This window comes from Streptomyces sp. NPDC048637, assembly GCF_040650675.1.
Lineage (GTDB): Bacteria > Actinomycetota > Actinomycetes > Streptomycetales > Streptomycetaceae > Streptomyces.
Map to the genome: position 1 here is coordinate 465,749 of NZ_JBEZHQ010000001.1, position 16,706 is coordinate 482,454.

General features: G+C 69.0%; 14 protein-coding genes. 7 read left to right on the forward strand and 7 right to left on the reverse strand.

The window, feature by feature from the left end:
• Positions 1-159: 159 nt before the first annotated feature.
• Positions 160-2,004 (forward strand): gamma-glutamyltransferase, encoded by a 1,845-nt coding sequence (gene ggt, locus AB0C46_RS02290; protein WP_362825012.1) that lies wholly within the window; start codon positions 160-162, stop codon positions 2,002-2,004.
• 232 nt (positions 2,005-2,236) lie between these two features.
• Here the strand turns inward: ggt and cynS are convergent, their stop codons facing one another.
• Both cynS and AB0C46_RS02300 read right to left on the reverse strand, forming a co-directional pair.
• Positions 2,237-2,707: a cyanase gene (gene cynS / locus AB0C46_RS02295; RefSeq protein ID WP_362825014.1), complete on the reverse strand. Its 471-nt coding sequence runs from the start codon at positions 2,705-2,707 to the stop codon at positions 2,237-2,239.
• 138 nt (positions 2,708-2,845) lie between these two features.
• Positions 2,846-3,478 (reverse strand): carbonic anhydrase, encoded by a 633-nt coding sequence (locus AB0C46_RS02300; protein ID WP_362825015.1) that lies wholly within the window; start codon positions 3,476-3,478, stop codon positions 2,846-2,848.
• Between the two features lie 123 nt (positions 3,479-3,601).
• Between AB0C46_RS02300 and cynR the strand changes: the two genes are divergently transcribed.
• Positions 3,602-4,585 carry a transcriptional regulator CynR gene (gene cynR / locus AB0C46_RS02305; protein ID WP_362825017.1) on the forward strand — a complete coding sequence of 328 codons (984 nt, stop codon included), beginning with the start codon at positions 3,602-3,604 and terminating at the stop codon, positions 4,583-4,585.
• Positions 4,586-4,625: 40 nt separating this feature from the next.
• Positions 4,626-5,309 (forward strand): isochorismatase family cysteine hydrolase, encoded by a 684-nt coding sequence (locus AB0C46_RS02310; protein ID WP_362825018.1) that lies wholly within the window; start codon positions 4,626-4,628, stop codon positions 5,307-5,309.
• 150 nt (positions 5,310-5,459) lie between these two features.
• Here the strand turns inward: AB0C46_RS02310 and AB0C46_RS02315 are convergent, their stop codons facing one another.
• The gene (locus tag AB0C46_RS02315; protein WP_362825172.1) at positions 5,460-5,915 is read right to left on the reverse strand and encodes a GNAT family N-acetyltransferase; all 456 of its coding nucleotides are present in this window, start codon (positions 5,913-5,915) and stop codon (positions 5,460-5,462) included.
• Positions 5,916-6,596: 681 nt separating this feature from the next.
• On the opposite strand from AB0C46_RS02315, the gene AB0C46_RS02320 reads away from it, so the two are divergent.
• Positions 6,597-7,565 (forward strand): DUF1259 domain-containing protein, encoded by a 969-nt coding sequence (locus AB0C46_RS02320; protein WP_362825020.1) that lies wholly within the window; start codon positions 6,597-6,599, stop codon positions 7,563-7,565.
• 188 nt (positions 7,566-7,753) lie between these two features.
• On the opposite strand, the gene AB0C46_RS02325 is transcribed toward AB0C46_RS02320, so the two are convergent.
• The 3 genes from AB0C46_RS02325 to AB0C46_RS02335 form a co-directional block, all read right to left on the reverse strand.
• Positions 7,754-8,383: an SUKH-4 family immunity protein gene (locus tag AB0C46_RS02325; RefSeq protein ID WP_362825022.1), complete on the reverse strand. Its 630-nt coding sequence runs from the start codon at positions 8,381-8,383 to the stop codon at positions 7,754-7,756.
• Between the two features lie 498 nt (positions 8,384-8,881).
• Entirely contained in the window at positions 8,882-9,478 is a 597-nt protein-coding gene (locus tag AB0C46_RS02330; protein ID WP_362825023.1) for an N-acetyltransferase, read from the reverse strand.
• Between the two features lie 322 nt (positions 9,479-9,800).
• Positions 9,801-10,715 carry an alpha/beta hydrolase gene (locus AB0C46_RS02335; RefSeq protein WP_362825024.1) on the reverse strand — a complete coding sequence of 305 codons (915 nt, stop codon included), beginning with the start codon at positions 10,713-10,715 and terminating at the stop codon, positions 9,801-9,803.
• Positions 10,716-10,833: 118 nt separating this feature from the next.
• Between AB0C46_RS02335 and AB0C46_RS02340 the strand changes: the two genes are divergently transcribed.
• From AB0C46_RS02340 to AB0C46_RS02350, 3 genes are all read left to right on the forward strand, one after another.
• Positions 10,834-11,640 (forward strand): helix-turn-helix domain-containing protein, encoded by an 807-nt coding sequence (locus AB0C46_RS02340; protein ID WP_362825025.1) that lies wholly within the window; start codon positions 10,834-10,836, stop codon positions 11,638-11,640.
• 294 nt (positions 11,641-11,934) lie between these two features.
• Positions 11,935-13,068, forward strand: a complete 1,134-nt coding sequence (locus AB0C46_RS02345) for a PP2C family protein-serine/threonine phosphatase (RefSeq protein WP_362825026.1) — start codon at positions 11,935-11,937, stop codon at positions 13,066-13,068.
• A 215-nt stretch (positions 13,069-13,283) separates the two neighbouring features.
• Entirely contained in the window at positions 13,284-14,276 is a 993-nt protein-coding gene (locus tag AB0C46_RS02350) for an LLM class flavin-dependent oxidoreductase (RefSeq protein ID WP_362825028.1), read from the forward strand.
• Between the two features lie 179 nt (positions 14,277-14,455).
• Here the strand turns inward: AB0C46_RS02350 and katG are convergent, their stop codons facing one another.
• On the reverse strand, positions 14,456-16,687 hold the full coding sequence (gene katG / locus AB0C46_RS02355) for a catalase/peroxidase HPI (RefSeq protein WP_362825030.1): 2,232 nt from the start codon (positions 16,685-16,687) through the stop codon (positions 14,456-14,458).
• Positions 16,688-16,706 lie beyond the last annotated feature (19 nt).

The following is a 16,706-nucleotide window of genomic DNA, read 5'->3' on the forward strand; positions in this document are numbered from 1 at the left end:
CTTGAATCCGCATTCGGCATGTCCGGCCCCCCGGTGGGGTTACCGGACGGAAACCTCAGATCTCGCGCAAACCTTGCAGTTCATCGTTGATCCGCTGAACGAGCGGTGCCAGGGTTTCGGAATTCGCTCGCAACCACACAGTGAAGAGCTGGAGGCCATATGGCTGTCCGTCGTGCCGCTGTCGCCGCCGCGTCTGCGGCTACGCTCAGTCTTTCCCTGCTGGCCACCTCCTGCAGCGTCAACGACGCCGCGTCCGCCACCGAATCCAAGCCCCGGCCGCCGGCGAAGCAGGCCGTGGCCACCGGTAGCGGCGGCGCGGTGTCCAGCGTCAATCCGTACGCCTCCCGGGCCGGGATCGAGGTGCTGCGCAAGGGAGGCAACGCCGTGGACGCGGCGGTGGCAACTGCCGCCGCGCTCGGCGTGGTCGAGCCCTACTCCGCGGGCGTGGGGGGCGGCGGCTACATGGTCTCTTACGACGCCAAGGCCAAGAAGGTACGCACCATCGACGGCCGGGAGACCGCGCCGCACCGCATGCGCTCGGACTCCTTCCTCGACCCCTCGACCGGCAAGCCCCTCCCCACCGAGGAAGCGATCAACTCGGGCCTGTCGGTCGGTGTCCCGGGTACACCGGCGACGTGGGAGACGGCGCTCAAGGACTGGGGCACGGTCTCGCTGGCGAAGGCCCTGCGCCCGGCCACCCGGATCGCCGGTGACGGCTTCGTGGTCAACGACGAGTTCCGGGCACAGACGGCCATGAACGAGAAGCGCTTCCGCGACTTCAAGTCCACCACCGACCTGTTCCTGCCCAAGGGCAAACTCCCGGTGGTCGGCTCGCGCTTCCGCAATCCCGATCTCGCCCGGACCTATCGGCAGCTCGCCCGTGAAGGTGTCGACGCGCTCTACCACGGGGAGGTCGGGCGGGACGTGGTGCGGACCGTCCAGAAGCCGCCCATGGCTCCCGGCTCGGCACACAAGGCCCGCCCCGGCCTCATGAAGGCGAACGATCTCGCCGACTACAAGCCTGTACGCAGGGATCCGACCCGGACCACGTACCACGGGCTGGACGTCTACTCCATGGCACCGTCCTCGTCCGGCGGCACCACGGTGGGGGAGGCGCTGAACATCCTGGAGAAGTTCCACCTCTCGAAGGCTGACAAGGCGCAGGCCCTGCACCACTACCTGGAGGCCAGCCGGATCTCCTTCGCCGACCGCAACCGCTGGGTGGGCGACCCGGCGTTCTCGGATGTGCCCACCAAGCCGCTGCTCTCCAAGGAGTTTGCCAAGGCGCGGGCCTGTCTGATCCGTTCTGACAAGGCGCTGACCAGCCCGCTGGCCCCCGCCGACCCACGCCACCCGGGTTCGGGCTGCGATCGCAAGACCGGCAGCAAGCAGCCGCACGAAGGGCCCTCGACCACTCACCTGGTGACCGCGGACCGCTGGGGCAATGTCGTCTCCTACACCCTGACGATCGAGCAGACCGGTGGCTCCGCCATCACCGTGCCCGGACGCGGCTTCCTGCTCAACAATGAGCTGACCGACTTCGACTTCGCCCCCCTCACCAAGGGGACGCCGGACCCGAACCTGCCGGGCCCCGGCAAGCGTCCGCGCAGCAGCATGTCGCCGACGATCGTCATGCGGGACGGCAAGCCGATGATCGCGGTCGGTTCACCGGGCGGCGCCACGATCATCACCACTGTGCTGCAGACCCTGGTCAACCGTCTGGATCTTGGCATGAGGCTGCCGGCGGCGGTCGCCGCACCGCGTCTCTCACAGCGGAACCAGACCGCGACGGAGGCCGAACCGGCCTTCCTCGCCTCTCCCGAACGGAAGAAGCTGGAGGGCATGGGCCACCGGTTCGTCCTGGCCCCGAAGGCCTTCACTCCGTCACCGGAGATCGGGGCGGTGGCCGCCCTGGAGTTCCTGCCGCACGGCAAGGTCTCGGCGGTGGCCGAACCCAGGCGGCGTGGCGGCGGATCGGCCATGGTGCTCAAGGAATCCCGCTGAAGCCATCCCCGTGAAGGCCGCTCTGTGAAGCCCGTCCCGTGAAGCCAGACGCGTGAAGCCAGACGCGTGAAGCCAGACACGTAAAGCCACCCCCTCCGGGCCACGTTCCGGAGGGGGTGGCTTCACGAGGCGGGCGTCACGGGGCCGGGGCCGACCTCACCCAGCAGCCGATGCCCGTGCACGCGTGCGGTGGCGCGCAGCCGCCACCGCGGTCCTTCTCGGCCGGACCGGATCAGAAGGGCCTGGTCGGCAGGTACTTGCCGTCCAGGGTGATCACCGCACGGTCGCCGCCCTCGGGATCGGCGACCTTCTGCACGTCCAGCCTGAAGTTGATCGCGCTGATGATGCCGTCGCCGAACTGCTCGTGGACCAGGGCCTTGAGGGTGGTGCCGTAGACCTGGAGCATCTCGTAAAAGCGGTAGATGGTCGGGTCGGTGGGGATGCCGCCGTCGATGGAGCCGCGGGTCGGGATGGTCTGCAGCAGCGTCGCGGCGTTGTCGTCCAGCCCGAGGACCTCGGCGACGGCCTTGGCGGCTGCCTCGGGCAGCGGGTGCTGGCCGAGTACGGCAGCGGTGACGAAGGCGGTCGACAGTCCGGCGGCGTCGGCGATCTGCTGCCAGGACAGGTCCTTGCGCACCTTCGCCTCGACGGCGGTGGCGGCCAGGGCCTGGCGGGCGGCGGGGTCGAACTGGGCGTGGATCATACGAGGCGTTCCCTTCGGTGTGTGCCGTTCGCCGAGCAGGGGAGAACGGCGGGCTCTGGGTGGTACCGGGTGGTGGAACCGGGCGGTGGGGTGGTCCGGGTGTCGGACGGTGGCCGGGACCAGGTGGTGGGGCGGTGCTCAGGGTGTGGGGGAGGCCGGGCGGCCGGCGGGGGCGAGTTCTTCGACGGTGCCGGTGGGGGTGAGTTCTTCGACGGTGCCGGTGGGGATGTCGTAGACCCAGCCGTGCAGCGTGAGGCTGCTGGCGGCGCTGGCGCGGGCCACCGACGGGTGGGTGACGAGGTTCGCCAGCTGGGCGAGCACATTGCCGCGTACCAGGGTGTCCACGGTCGGTGTGCCGTCGGCACCTGCGGCGGTACGCGCCCGGGAGGCATCCGCGTGGCGCAGCCAGTCGGCGATCGCCGGCGCGGACGTGAGGTCGTGGTTCTCGGCGAGGGCGGTCATGGCGCCGCAGGCGGAGTGGCCGCATACGACGATGCCGGACACGCCCAGCACGGCGACGGCGTACTCGATGCTCGCCGCCACCCCGTCCGGGCCGGGGGCGTAGGGGGGAACCAGGTTGCCGGCGGTGCGGATGACGAACAGCTCACCCGGCTCGCTGCCGGTGATCAGTTCCGGCACCACGCGGGCGTCGGAGCAGCTGATGAACAGCGTGTCCGGCCGGTGGCTGGCGGCGAGGCCGGCGAAGAGCTCCGCCTTGGCCGGGAAGACGTGCTGCTGGAAACGCTGCACGCCCGCTGCGAGATCGTGCATGGTCACTCCCTTCGGTGCGTCGGCCCCGTGTGGCTGACGAACCCCACCCTGCACGGCCTGCATCTATAGAGTCCAAGACTTGCTATGCATGGCAGCTATAGGTCACATCTATAGTGTTGCCCCATGTCATCCCTGGAACTACGTCATCTGCGCTATCTGCTCGCCGTCGCCGACCACGGCAATTTCACCCGCGCCGCCGAGGCCCTGCACATCTCCCAGCCCACCCTGTCCCAGCAGATCAAGCAGCTGGAGCGCACCGTGGGCGCCCAGCTTCTGGACCGCACCGGACGCACCGTGCGGCTCACCGACGCAGGGGAGACCTATGTGCACCACGCCCGCCGGGCCCTGCGGGAGCTGGCGGCGGCCGAGCGTGCCGTGCTGGACGTGGCCGACCTCTCCCGTGGCCACCTGCGCCTGGCCCTCACCCCCACATTCACCTCCTACCTCATCGGGCCCCTGGTGGCGGAACTCCATGCCCGCCATCCCCACATCACCCTGAACGTCCGGGAGATGGCGCAGGACCACATCGAATCCGGCCTGCTGGCCGACGACATCGACCTGGGCATCGCCTTCCACGGTCCCCACCTGCCCGGCATCACCGCGACCGCCCTCTTCACCGAAACCCTCAGCCTCGTCACCGGCGCCCGCCGGACGGACAGCCGCGAGGAACCGTTCTCCTCCCGGGGCCGGACGGACAGCCGCGCGGAGCCACTGTCCGTCCAGGACCGGACCGGCAGCCGTACGGAGCCACTATCCGTCCGAGAACTGATGCATCGCCAACTCGCCCTGCTCAGCGGTGACTTCGCCACCCGCGGCCATATCGACGCCTACTTCGCCGCCCACCGGGTGCAACCGTGCATCGCGGTGGAGGCCAACTCCATCCAGGCGCTGACCGAATTCGTCCAGCGCACCAGGGTGGCTACCGTCCTTCCGGACGCCATCGCCGACGACCACCCCCACCTCGAAACGGTGCCCCTGGAGCCGGCCCTGCCGCCCCGCACCGTCACTCTGCTGCGCCGGGAAGACGCCTACCAAAGCGCCGCCACCCGCGCCTTCACCGAGCTCACCCGGCAACTCGTCCGCACCCGCGGCTACACCCCCGCCTGAGAAAAGCTCCACCCGCACCACGACTGACAGGAGCACCGCCGTGCGGAACACCAGGACACTCCTCCATGCCTGGCACATCGACGACCGGGAATACCGGTGCCAGGAGGAACGCCGCGGCCGCCGATTCGCCTACACGAGTTTCGCGCCCACCCGCACCGCGCTGGTCGTGGTCGACATGGTGCCGTTCTTCGTCGACGCCAACCCCTACGCCCGCGGCATCGTCCCGAACATCCAGCACCTCGCCGACCGTCTTCGGGCTGCCGGCGGAACCGTCGCCTGGGTCCTGCCGGCCCGCACGGAACGCACCCCGGCCGGCGACGAATTCCACGGCCCCGAAGCCGCCGAGATGTTCCGGAACTCCGGCGGCAGCGGCCCGCTCCCCGGCCGGCTGTGGCAGGGGTTCACCCTCGGCACCGATGACATTCTCGTCGAGAAGTCCGCGCCGAGCGCCTTCTTCCCGGGCCGCTGCCCGCTCCCCGAACTCCTGCGGGAGCGCGGGACCGACACCGTCCTGATCACCGGCACGGTCACCAACGTGTGCTGCGAGTCCTCAGCCCGCGACGCCTGCACCCTCGGCCACCGGGTCATCATGATCGCGGATGCCAACGCCACCGGCCGCGACCGCGACCACAATGCCACCCTGCACACCGTCTACCGGTCCTTCGGCGACGTACGGCCCACCGCGGACATACTGGCCATGATTGACGAACAGACAACAGCGTGACGGAACCAGCGCCGCAGCACCCTCTGCCCGCCCCCAGGCAACCGAGATGCACGAGAATTGATTGGCTCTGGCTCAACTTCTCTGGCCGGCTCACCGCATGAAGCCGGCGGTGGAACCTCGATGTCCGCGCCCGGCTGGATGAAGCCGCTCTCAGAGCTCCCTGGTCATGAACGTACTGTTCGGGTCGGGCCGGTAATCCGCGAAGGGGCCGTAGGAGTGGAACCCGAACTTCTCGTACAACCTTCGGGCAGGCAGGAAGAATTCAGCGGCGCCGGTCTCCAGGCTCAGCCGTGCGAACCCCATGAGTTGAGCCTCGGCAATGATGTGCTGCAACAGCTGCGAGGCGACTCCACTCCTCTGCCGCGTCGGCCTGGTACGCATCGACTTCAGCTCCGCGTGGCCCGCGTCCAGTCTCTTGATCGCGCCGCAGCCCACCAGGCTGTCACCGTCCGACGCTGACCAGAACGTGATGTCGGGCTTCCGGAGGCTGCCGAGGTCCAGGGCGTGCTTGCTCTCCAGAGGTGTGAGGGACCGCATTTGCTGGACGTGTTCGTCGAGGAACCCGGCGATCTCCGGGCCGGAGAGGTCGTCCACCACGATCTTCAACGTGCTCACCTTTCTTCGGCTCCCGTTGTCGCGCGGTGCTGCGTCGTCATGTCGGCTGTCAGATGTGTGTGCGGGCGCGCTGCATACCGACACTATGTTGAACTTGACGGCCAGACCAGAGCTGACCAAGGGGTGGTCTCCCGAAGAACCTGTGACCGCAGAGATGGACGGCTGGGCCCTCTTCGACGCTGTGGCTGCCCGTCGTGGCGCATCGCCGCCCGCATGACCTTGGAGCGCTGTCCGACCGTGGTCGGCGCCGAGAGCGTCGAGCCGGAATCATCCAGCCGGACTGACTGACAGTCAGAGTTCGCACAGCACCCACTCAGCCGCTTCCTGGGTTTGAGGGGTGGGCCGCGTCTGAACCGCTCATTCGCCGGACTGCGGACTGCGGACTGCGGACTGCTGCCTGCTTGCTGCTGACTGCTTGCTGCTTCAGTGCTGTTCGCCATCGGCAGGCGGCTGAGGCCGAGTTCAGCGGAGCATTGCACGGCGTGTCGTCTTGCCGTCCCCGGCTTGAGGGCTGCACCGGCGTCATGGGTGGAGTCAGGGGCCGATTACTTAGCCCACCTGGCCCCCAAGGGGCGGTGGTGAGGGCATGGACTCCACTTTGCCGTGCTTCCATCTCGTCATGGAGGTGCTCACATGATGGCCGCCGAATCACAGCAAGACAGCTGTCCGCATATGGCTGCGCCGCGGCGGCGGGTACTGGCCGCGGCTGCCCTGGCTCCGATGCTGGCCGGTGCCGCCGCTCCCGCCCCCGCTCGTGCCCTGTCCACCAGGACGGGCGAGGCGAAGAGCCGCGGGCTGGTCGAGCCGGTCCCCACTGCATTGCCCGACTGGGAGGAGGTGGCCAACGCGCTCGGGCGAAAAGGCGATATGAAGCGCAAATTGATGTATCACACTGCGCTCCCGCGCCGTGACCTGCGGGTGCACTCGCACCGCATCGCCGTCAAACCGGCGCTCGCTCTCGGCTCGCATGTGTCCTTCGTCCGGTACGCCGACAAGAGCACGCTGTTGATGGGTGACGTGGTGGTCACCGAGCAGGAAATGCAGCCTTTCACCGATGTCCTGCACAAGCACAAGATCGGGCAGACCGCGATCCACAAGCACTTGCTCTCCCAGACTCCCGACCTCTGGTGGATCCACGTCCATGCACACGGTCACCACCCCGTGGCCCTGGCCCGCGGCCTGCGCGCGGCGTTCGACCGCACCGGCACCCCGCCCCCGCTGCCGCCCTCCCGGCGGAAGCCCGTCGACCTGGACACCGCCGGTATCGATGCCGCACTGGGTGTCAAAGGTTCGGTCGACGACGGCATCTACAAGTCCATCTTCGTCCGTCGCGAGACCATCGCCGACGGTCATCTGGTACTGCCTGCGGGCCTCGGATCGACGAGCGCCTTCAACTTCCAGCCGTTGGGGGACGGGCGGGCCGCCATCAGCGGCGACTGCGCCATGATCGCCGGTGAAGTTCAAGACGTCCTGGTGGCGCTGCGGTGTGCCGGGGCCGATCTCGTCGAGCTGCACAATCACGGCTTGACGGACGAACCCCGCCTGTTCTTCGTCCACTTCTGGGCCGTGGGTGACGGCGTCAGACTCGCCCGGGCCCTGCGCCCCGCGGTGGACGCCACCAACGTCGTGCCGGCCGGCTGACCCCGCGTGGGCAGCGCGCCCGCCCCGTGGACCACAGGAGTGCGCACACTCAGCACACCTCACCGACAGGTCCACCCACGGGTCCATCCACGGGTCGACCCGTGGGTCGACCCACAGCGCCCGTCTTCTTCCGACAAAGCCTGCCGACGGCTGACGCCTGACGCCCTCCCCTGATGCCGCAGCTCGTCTCAAGACTCTTGCTTCATCTCCTCGGCCAGTTCGTACTCTTCTTCCAGCGCTTCGGTGACCTTCTCCCACAAGACGGACTCCACGAGCGGGTCCAGCTCCTCGATCGCCGCGCGGAATTCCGCCAGCGCGCTCAGCGGCTCCGTCCCCTCGAAGCGCTGAGCGAACTGCGCGGCCAGCCCCAGGGCACCCGCCAGCGCCTGGAGCGAGGAGTGCGCCTCGCCTGCGGAGCCCGCCGCGTGGTCCCAGCCGTTGGGGTCGTACAGATCGACGCATCCCACCTCGCCGTCCACCATCAAGGAGAACTCCTGGCACTTGCCGAACTCGAATGCATACTTCAAGGGCGGGGAGTCGTCGTCGGGAGTCCGCCGCCCGAACAGCTCGTCCGGATCTTCCGCCCACGGGCCCTCGGTCTTCAGGTTGCTCGAGTCGAAGTCGATGAATTCGAGAAACCCGTCGATCCGCACTGAGGGGAAGCCGACCGTGGTGAGGAACTTCCTTGTCCCCTCGTGCTCCAGCAGCTCGGGCAGCTCCGCCTCTGCAGGACGCCACAGCGACCCCACTCCGAAACAGGACTCCAGCCACTCCGTCGTAGGGTTCTTGGCCGCCGCCATCAACTCATCCATACTCATGTGGTCTCCCGGCCGTTCTGCTGATGTGTGACACCCACAGTGAACCCCAGGGCACTGACATCAGGGCCTGCCGGGCCCCTCCTCACCTCCGCCTGTGCGCAACGTCTCGGGTGACGTACGGAGACAGCACCCGCCGGGTGGACACCAGGCGGCGACGGTGACGTTCCTGTACGAACAAAGCCGACTCGCCTTCCGTCAAAGGCCGGCTCATGGCTGTGGGCGTTTCCCCTCCGACGGCTCGCTGCCCGCACAGCGGCGCGCATCTCCATCGAGCCTCAGGAGAAACCGTCTCGATGAACATCAACTGCCGCTCAGCGGGCGTCAGGCGCTTGGAGAGGGGTGCGCCTGCAGGCGCCAGATCACGTCAACGCCCGTCTCTCGCGGGGCCGCCGGGCCTTCCGGTCGTAGGCCCGGCCATCTCCGTCATCGCGCGGCCACCGACCTGCCGTCATTTCTCGCGGCGCCCAGTGGCCGGACGATGGAGTCGGAGCGCGCGCTTCAGCCGGTGGACGCTTCGGTGTCGCGCAGACCTACGCAGTCCAGCGCCCAGAAGGTGTCGGAGTAGACGAGGGTGCCGGTCATCCAGGGTTCGTGCGCTGCGAGCCGGGCAACTTGGAAGGCCGGTGGCGGGATACGCAGTGATGGTGAGCGGAAACCGATCTTGTCGGCGCGTTCGAAGCCGCGCTTTGCGTAGTAGTGCGGCGAGCCTTCGAGGAAGACCAGCGGCGCGCGACGGGCATCGGCCGCTGCGAGGGCGTGCTCGACGAGTCGGGTGCCGATTCCCTGGTTCTGGAAGTGCGGGAGCACTCCCAGCGGTGACAGGACCAGGACGTCCACGATCCGGCGCGGGGCGTCGAGCCGGCCGGCGCTCAGCAGGACGTGCCCCACCACCTGTCCCCCGATCGTGGCGACGAACGACATCGGTGCCAGGGGCGCTGCCGCGCCGCGAAGGGCGTCCGCGAGAGCCGGCACATGCTCATCGCCCTCGAACGCGGCCAGATGGAGCGCGTGTACTGCCGGATGGTCGTCACTGTGCTCCTGCCGGATCGACAATCCTGCACTGTGTGGATCTGCTGCGGCGTCGTCTGTGGTCACGGCCGCGAGAGTAGAGGGCACCGCACTACCCGTGCCATCCGATTTCGGACCGCAATTCAACTCCCCACCTGCCCATCCAGGAAGGAGGAGGCTCGCACCCCCGTCGTGTCGAGCCGGAGTCATGGAAGTGATCGGCACCTGTGAAGAGGGCCGGTGCGCTCACGACGGTGCACCGCGCTGACTGTGGCGTTCGGCGGCAGTGCGGCGGCAGTGCGGCGGCGGGCGAGCAGGATCTGCCCGAGGACGGGGGCCTCCTCGACGTCCCACCGGCGTGCCCACTTCGACGTCGTCGCCGGGCAGTTCTGCGTGCCTTTGCCTTCAGTCAGCTGCCCGGAGCCGGGGGCAATTGGCGGGAGACGGTGGCCAGTCTGCGGAGTTCGATGACGACGCTGTCCCACGCGCATTCCGGGAATTCGTGGCCGACGCGAGGCAGGAGCACCAGGCGCGAGTTATGGATCCGGGAGGCGATCGCCCTGCCTGCACTGGGCTTGATGAGCGGGTCGTCCTCCCCGTGGAGGACGAGCGTGGGCCGGGTGATGGCGCTGATCGGCGGGCCGTGCCAGTGGGCTCCGATCTGACGGCTCTGTGCCTGCTGGTCGTGCATGCCGCGGTCGGCGTTGCGCTCGGCGGCTTCTCGGGCGGCCGGCTCGTCGAAGGGGCGGTTGGGCGAGGCGAGGAGACGGGAGACGGCAAGCCCGGCCGCGACGGCCCCGTCGGGGGTGTCGGGGAAACTCAGGCGGGCGAACTTCGCCAGGGTCCTCATCCGTATGTACCGCATGGTCCGCAGTCCCGACGTGTCTCCGGGGACGGCGGCCACGGAGGTGAGGGTTCGGACGCGGCCCGGGTGCCGCAGCGCCACGCGCTGTGCGACGGCTCCACCGAGGGAGGCGCCCAGCAGGTGTGCCGACCGCCACCCCAGAGCGTTCATGACGGCGACGGCGTCATCAGCCATGTCCTCGGCCGTGTATGCCTCTTCGCGCTTGGCGAAGAGTGCGGAGATGGGGTTGCGGGTGGGGGTGGGCGGCAGGTGGGTCGACTCCCCGCCGTCGCGCTGGTCGTATCGGGCCACAGCGAACCCCTGCGCGGCCAGCATCCGGCACAGCCCGTCCGGAATCCACAGCCGGTTGACGCCCAGCCCCGTGGCCAGCAGAAGCGGCTCACCGTCGGCCCCTTCGGTCAGCGAGTCGAAGGCCAGCCGCACCGCGCCGTTTTCTGCATGGCGGACCGGGCTCCACAAGTGTTTCGGGGTAGCGGGCACGAAAACCTCCCAAATAGCTGCGACCGATAACTGCGACCGTTGTTCGCAGTTTTAGGGTAGGGGATACGCCAGGAGAACGGAGGAGGCAGGTGGACGAGTGGCTCAGGAACCCGTGACGGTCTGGGCGCGGGCCGGACGCGGTGCCCGCGGGCCCGTGGCTGCGCACAGCCACGCGGAGCTGACCGCTGTGGCCGTCGAGGTGGCGGACCGCGACGGCCTGTCGGCGGTCTCCATGCGCCAGGTGGCCAAGGGGCTGGGCACCGGACAGGCATCCCTCTACCGCTACGTCTCCGGCCGTGAGGACCTGCTCGACCTGATGACGGACGCGGTGACGGGGGAGATCGACCTCGACGTTCCGCTCCACGGTGATCCCGTTGAGGACCTGGTCGCCCTGGCGGCCCGGGCCAAGGCCGTCCATCTGCGGCATCCCTGGCTGCCCGATGTCCCGCCGGAACCTCTGCGGCTGGGGCCCCGGAGCGTGGACTACCTGGAATATGCGCTGCGGGCGATGGCGTCCGTCCGGCTGCCGGGCCGGACCAAGATGGAAATCGTCGCTCTGATGAGCGCCTTGGTCGCGCAGTTCGCCCGAGCGGAGATCCAGGGCAACCGCGCGACCACCGACCGCCAGGCGGCGCAGGCCGCCTACCTGAGCACGACGGCCTCCCAAGGAGATCACCCACATGTTGCGGCCGCCATGGCCGATCACGCCGATCATGCCGATCACGCCGGAGCGGTCCGGGCAGAGGATCCACAGCTGCTGTTCGAGCGGACGATGCACCGCGTGCTCAGCGGGCTTGTCGTCGTCGACGGCACTGCGGCCGACGAAGGGACCGAAACGGAGGCTGGAGGGCCGAAGGGGCCCGGCGGCCGTCGCTACGTGGCCTTCGAGGCCGGCCTCGACTGAAGACGGCCGGCCGCTCGGCTTCGCAGTCGCCGGGACCGGTCACCCTGCGCTCCCGGTCTTGTCCTCACAGGAACCGAAGGTGTCAGGTGCAGCCGTGCCTGTGCGGGGGACGCACGGCCGCCCGGGCCGGACCGGGCTGGGCCGGGCGGGCAGGCGAGCCGGCCGGCACTGTGGCGTTTCTTGACGCTGTTCCGGCCCGGATGACCATTGGCGGTGTCGGCTGTTTGGCTGCGGCGGAGGTGTCGTCACGGACAGTTCCGTTGTCGGGGGCGTGCCGAGAGGCATGATGGTCTGATGAGGGTGTTGCCGGTGTGGTCACGGGTACGCCGTTGGGTTCCGGCCGTGGTGATCGCCCTTGCGGCGTTGGTGGATCTGCTGACGCCTACCTCGGTGTCGTCAGCCCCCCTGTTGGCCGTGGCGCCGGTGACGGCAGTTTCGCTGTTCGGCCCGGTGGGGATCATCGGTGTCGGCCTTACGGCCATGGTGGTGCAGGCGGGGCTGGCGTTCGTCGACGGAACGTACGGCTGGCAGGGCGACGCGGCTGTTCAGATCACGCTGGCGTCCGTCACCGCGCTGGCGGTCGGCTTGAACCGTTCCCTGCGCATGCAGCACGCGAGCGCGAGCCGGGCGCGCTACGCCGCGGAGGTGGCCCAGCGGGCCGTGCTGCCCAGCCCTCCGAGCCGGCTGGGGGACCTGCGGATCGCCGCCCGCTACGTGCCGGCCGAAGACATGGCGCTGATCGGCGGCGATCTCTACGTGATGCAGGAGACTCCGTTCGGGGTGCGCGCCATGGTCGGCGACGTGAGGGGGAAAGGCCTGTCCGCCGTCACGGCGGTCAGCGTCGATATCGGGGTCTTCCGCTATGCCGCCGACCATGAACCTGACCTGCCTGCCCTGGTGGGGTGCATGGAAGAGGCCCTGTTGCGCGAGAGCCAGCGCCGGGAGGGCCTGGATGCGACGGAGGGGTTCACCACTGCCCTGATCGCTCAGTTCGATGACGATCTGAGCCAGGTCCATATCGTCAACCGCGGCCATCCCGCCCCTGTGCTGCTGCACGCGGACGGCCGGGCGCGCGTGCTGGAGCCGGAGGAGGCGGCGCCGCCCCTGGGCATCGCCGGGCTGGGGGCCTGGGCATCACCGGTGGCGACGTACCCCTTCCCGCCCGGGGCGATGCTGCTGTGCTTCACCGACGGCGTCACCGAGGCGCGCGATCCTGCCGGTGTCTTCTATGACCCCGCGGACCGGGTTCCGCGCATGGTGCAGTCCTACCTGCGCCAGACGGGCCATTTCCCGGATCCTTCGACCGTCCTCGACCTGCTGGCCCGCGACGTCAGCCGCCACAGTGGCGGTGCACCCCAGGACGATCAGGCCCTCCTCGCGCTGCACCGGCCGCTGCCGCAAACGGACCTTCTCGCCCGGCCCCGGTAACGGTGGCCACCGGCGGCCGGGCGCCCCGTCCTGACCTCTCCTCCGCCCTTCCTGACCTCGCCGCCGGGACCAGGTGTCGCCGGCGGCGCTGGAGACAGCGGCGGCGCTGGAGACAGCGGCGGCGCTGGGTTTGCCGGACCCGGCGACCCTGGCCAGGGGCGCGAAGGGCAAGGTCACCGTCCCCTCGCCGCACACAAGATCTCTATGCTGACGACATGTTGGACATACCTCTTTCGGCACTTGAAGTCGCGATGGTCCAAACCGGCACCCGCGCCGTGGATACCCTGCGCGACACCACGGCCTTCGCCCAGGGACTGGAACGGCTGGGCTACCACCGGATCTGGTACGCCGAGCATCATCATTCGCCCGCGATCGGCGCGTTCCCGCCCGTGGTGTTGACCGCGCACGCGGCCGCTTCGACCTCGGTCATCCGTCTTGGTTCGGGCGGAGTACTGGCGCCGAACCACGCTCCGATCATGCTGGCGGAGCAGTTCGGAACGCTGGCTGCCTTGCACCCGGACCGTATCGATCTGGGTATCGGCCGCGGCCCTGGCACCTTTGACGAGGCCATCGCGCGGGCGCTGCGCCGCGGTGCCGGACCGGCGACGGATGCGGAGTACGCGGGCGACGTGGCCGCGATCCTGTCCTTTCTGGTCGACGAGGTCGCGCTCGGCACGCTGCCGGAGCCGTGGCTGCTGGCCTCCAGCACCGCAGGTGCCGCTCTCGCCGCGGGACTTGGTCTGCCGGTCGCCGTCGCACACCACATCCGGCCGGACAACACCCAAGCGGTGCTGGAGCGTTACCGGGCGGCGTTCACCCCGTCGCGTTGGTGCGAGCGGCCCCGGGTGCTGTTGTGTGTGGAGGCGGTGTGTGCCGAGACGGAAGAGGAAGCCGCGTGGCGCGTCGGACCGATGGACGTCGTCAAAGCCGGGCTTCTCAAGGGACTGAGTGAGATCCCCTTCCCCACGCCCGCGGACGCTGCCGCCCACCCCTTCACGGCAGAGGAGCGGCAGGCACTGGCCGGCTTCCGCGCACAGCAAGCAGTCGGGACACCCGAGACCGTCGTACACCGGCTCACGCAACTGGCCGCTGAGACCGGAGCGGACGAACTGATGCTGACCACACCCGTCTACGACCTCAGCGACCGCATTCGCTCCTACGAACTCATCAAGAAGTACTCCGAGGCCACGGCAGCACCGCAAGGCTAGCTACAGGTGGCTCAGCCTCTGTGATGACCGGGCCGACTCTGCCACCCCGCGGTGTGGTGACGCGCAGAGACATGACCGATGCGCTCTTCCTCGTACCAGCCGCGGCCCACAACAACTGCTCATCGACAGGGTGTCCAGGCCGGCCGGACGGCCCGCGCCGGCCGGCCTGGACGTCATGCTCAGGTGAGGTCGAACCGGTCCAGGTTCATCACCTTGTTCCATGCCGCGACGAAGTCGTTGACGAACTTCTCCTTGGCGTCATCGGCTGCGTAGACCTCTGCGAGTGCGCGCAGTTCGGAGTTCGAGCCGAAGACGAGGTCGGCGCGGGTGCCGGTCCACTTGACGTCGCCTGTGGAGCCGTCGCGGCCCTCGAAGGTGTGCTGGTTCTGGGATGTTGCCTTCCATGTCGTGTTCAGATCGAGGAGGTTGACGAAGAAGTCGTTGGTCAGAGTCCCGGGGGTGGTGGTGAACACACCGAGCGAGGAGTGCTGGTGGTTGGCGTCCAGGACGCGGAGGCCGCCGACGAGGACGGTCATTTCGGGGGCGCTGAGGGTGAGCAGGTTGGCCTTGTCGAGCAGGAGGTGTTCGGCCGGCAGGCGGTTGCCCTTGCCGTGGTAGTTACGGAATGCGTCCGCGTCCGGCTCCAGGGCGGCGAACGACTCCACGTCGGTCTGTTCCTGGGAGGCGTCGGAGCGGCCGGGGGTGAAGGGGACCTGGATGTCGAAGCCGGCGTTCTTGGCGGCCTGCTCGATCGCTGCGCCACCGGCGAGGACGATCAGGTCGGCGAGGGAGATCTGCTTGCCGCCGGTGTGGGAGGCGTTGAAGGCCTGCTGGATGCCTTCCAGGGTGCGCAGGACCGTTGCCAGCTGGTCGGGGTCGTTGGCCTCCCATCCGCTTTGCGGCTGGAGGCGGATGCGTGCGCCGTTGGCGCCGCCGCGCTTGTCGCTGCCGCGGAAGGTCGAGGCCGATGCCCAGGCGGTGGACACCAGCTGGGAGACCGGCAGGTCCTGGCTGAGGATCTGGCTCTTGAGGGTGGCGATGTCCTGGGCGTCGACGAGTTCGTGCGTCACTGCGGGCAGGGGGTCCTGCCAGAGCAGCGTCTGGGCCGGGACCTCCGGCCCCAGGTACAGAGACTTCGGGCCCATGTCGCGGTGGGTCAGCTTGTACCAGGCGCGGGCAAAGGCGTCCGCGAATTCGCCGGGGTTCTCCAGGAAGCGACGCGAGATCTGCTCGTAGGCAGGGTCGGTGCGCAGCGCGAGGTCGGTTGTCAGCATGGTGGGGGCGTGGTTCTTGGACGGGTTGTGGGCGTCGGGGACGGTGCCGGCCCCGGCGCCGTCCTTCGGCCGCCACTGGTGCGCACCGGCGGGGCTCTTGAACAGCTCCCACTCGTAGCCGAAGAGGATCTCGAAGAAGCTGTTGTCCCAGGCCGTCGGGGTGTTCGTCCACGTCCCCTCGAGACCGCTGGTGATCGTGTCGCCGCCCTTGCCGGTGCCGTAGGCGTTCCTCCAGCCCAGGCCCTGCTCCTCGAGCGTGGCGGCCTCGGGGTCGGGGCCCACGTGGTCCGCCGGGCCTGCGCCGTGGGTCTTGCCGAAGGTGTGGCCGCCGGCGACCAGGGCGACGGTCTCCTCGTCGTTCATCGCCATCCGGCGGAACGTCTCACGGATGTCGCGGGCCGCGGCGAGCGGGTCCGGGGTGCCGTTCGGGCCCTCCGGGTTGACGTAGATCAGGCCCATCTGGACCGCGCCGAGGGGGTTTTCCAGCTCCCGGTCGCCGGTGTAGCGCTCGTCGTCGAGCCAGGTGGTCTCAGGGCCCCAGTAGACGTCCTCCTCCGGCTCCCAGACGTCCTCGCGGCCGCCGCCGAAACCGAAGGTCGTAAAGCCCATCGTCTCCAGCGCGACGTTGCCGGCCAGGATCATCAGGTCGGCCCAGGACAGGCTCTGGCCGTACTTCTTCTTGACCGGCCACAGCAGACGGCGGGCCTTGTCGAGGTTGGCGTTGTCCGGCCAGCTGTTGAGCGGGGCGAAGCGCTGCTGGCCGGCACCGGCGCCGCCGCGGCCGTCGCTGATCCGGTAGGTGCCCGCGCTGTGCCACGCCATCCGGATGATGAACGGGCCGTAGTGACCGAAGTCGGCCGGCCACCAGCCCTGCGAGGTGGTCAGTACCTCGGCGATGTCCTGTTTCACGGCCGGCAGGTCGAGGTTCTTGAACGCCTCGGCGTAGTCGAACTCCTCGCCCAGGGGGTTCGCCACAGCCGTGTTCTTGGCGAGGATCTTGAGGTTGAGCCGCTCCGGCCACCACTGGCGGTTTCCACCGCCCTGGGTCGGGTGGAGGGCGCGGCCGTGCGCGACCGGGCAGCCACCTGCCTCCTGGGGCTTGGGGTCCGTGACGATTGCGTCGTGGTTCTCAGACATGGGAATCCTTCCGAACTGG

Coding starts and splice junctions, on each gene's coding strand:
- ggt (WP_362825012.1), top strand. CDS start 160: ATGGCTGTCCGTCGTGCCGCTGTCGCCGCCGCGTCTGCGGCTACGCTC.
- cynS (WP_362825014.1), bottom strand. CDS start 2,707: ATGATCCACGCCCAGTTCGACCCCGCCGCCCGCCAGGCCCTGGCCGCC.
- AB0C46_RS02300 (WP_362825015.1), bottom strand. CDS start 3,478: ATGCACGATCTCGCAGCGGGCGTGCAGCGTTTCCAGCAGCACGTCTTC.
- cynR (WP_362825017.1), top strand. CDS start 3,602: ATGTCATCCCTGGAACTACGTCATCTGCGCTATCTGCTCGCCGTCGCC.
- AB0C46_RS02320 (WP_362825020.1), top strand. CDS start 6,597: ATGGCTGCGCCGCGGCGGCGGGTACTGGCCGCGGCTGCCCTGGCTCCG.
- AB0C46_RS02325 (WP_362825022.1), bottom strand. CDS start 8,383: ATGAGTATGGATGAGTTGATGGCGGCGGCCAAGAACCCTACGACGGAG.
- AB0C46_RS02345 (WP_362825026.1), top strand. CDS start 11,935: ATGAGGGTGTTGCCGGTGTGGTCACGGGTACGCCGTTGGGTTCCGGCC.
- AB0C46_RS02350 (WP_362825028.1), top strand. CDS start 13,284: ATGTTGGACATACCTCTTTCGGCACTTGAAGTCGCGATGGTCCAAACC.
- katG (WP_362825030.1), bottom strand. CDS start 16,687: ATGTCTGAGAACCACGACGCAATCGTCACGGACCCCAAGCCCCAGGAG.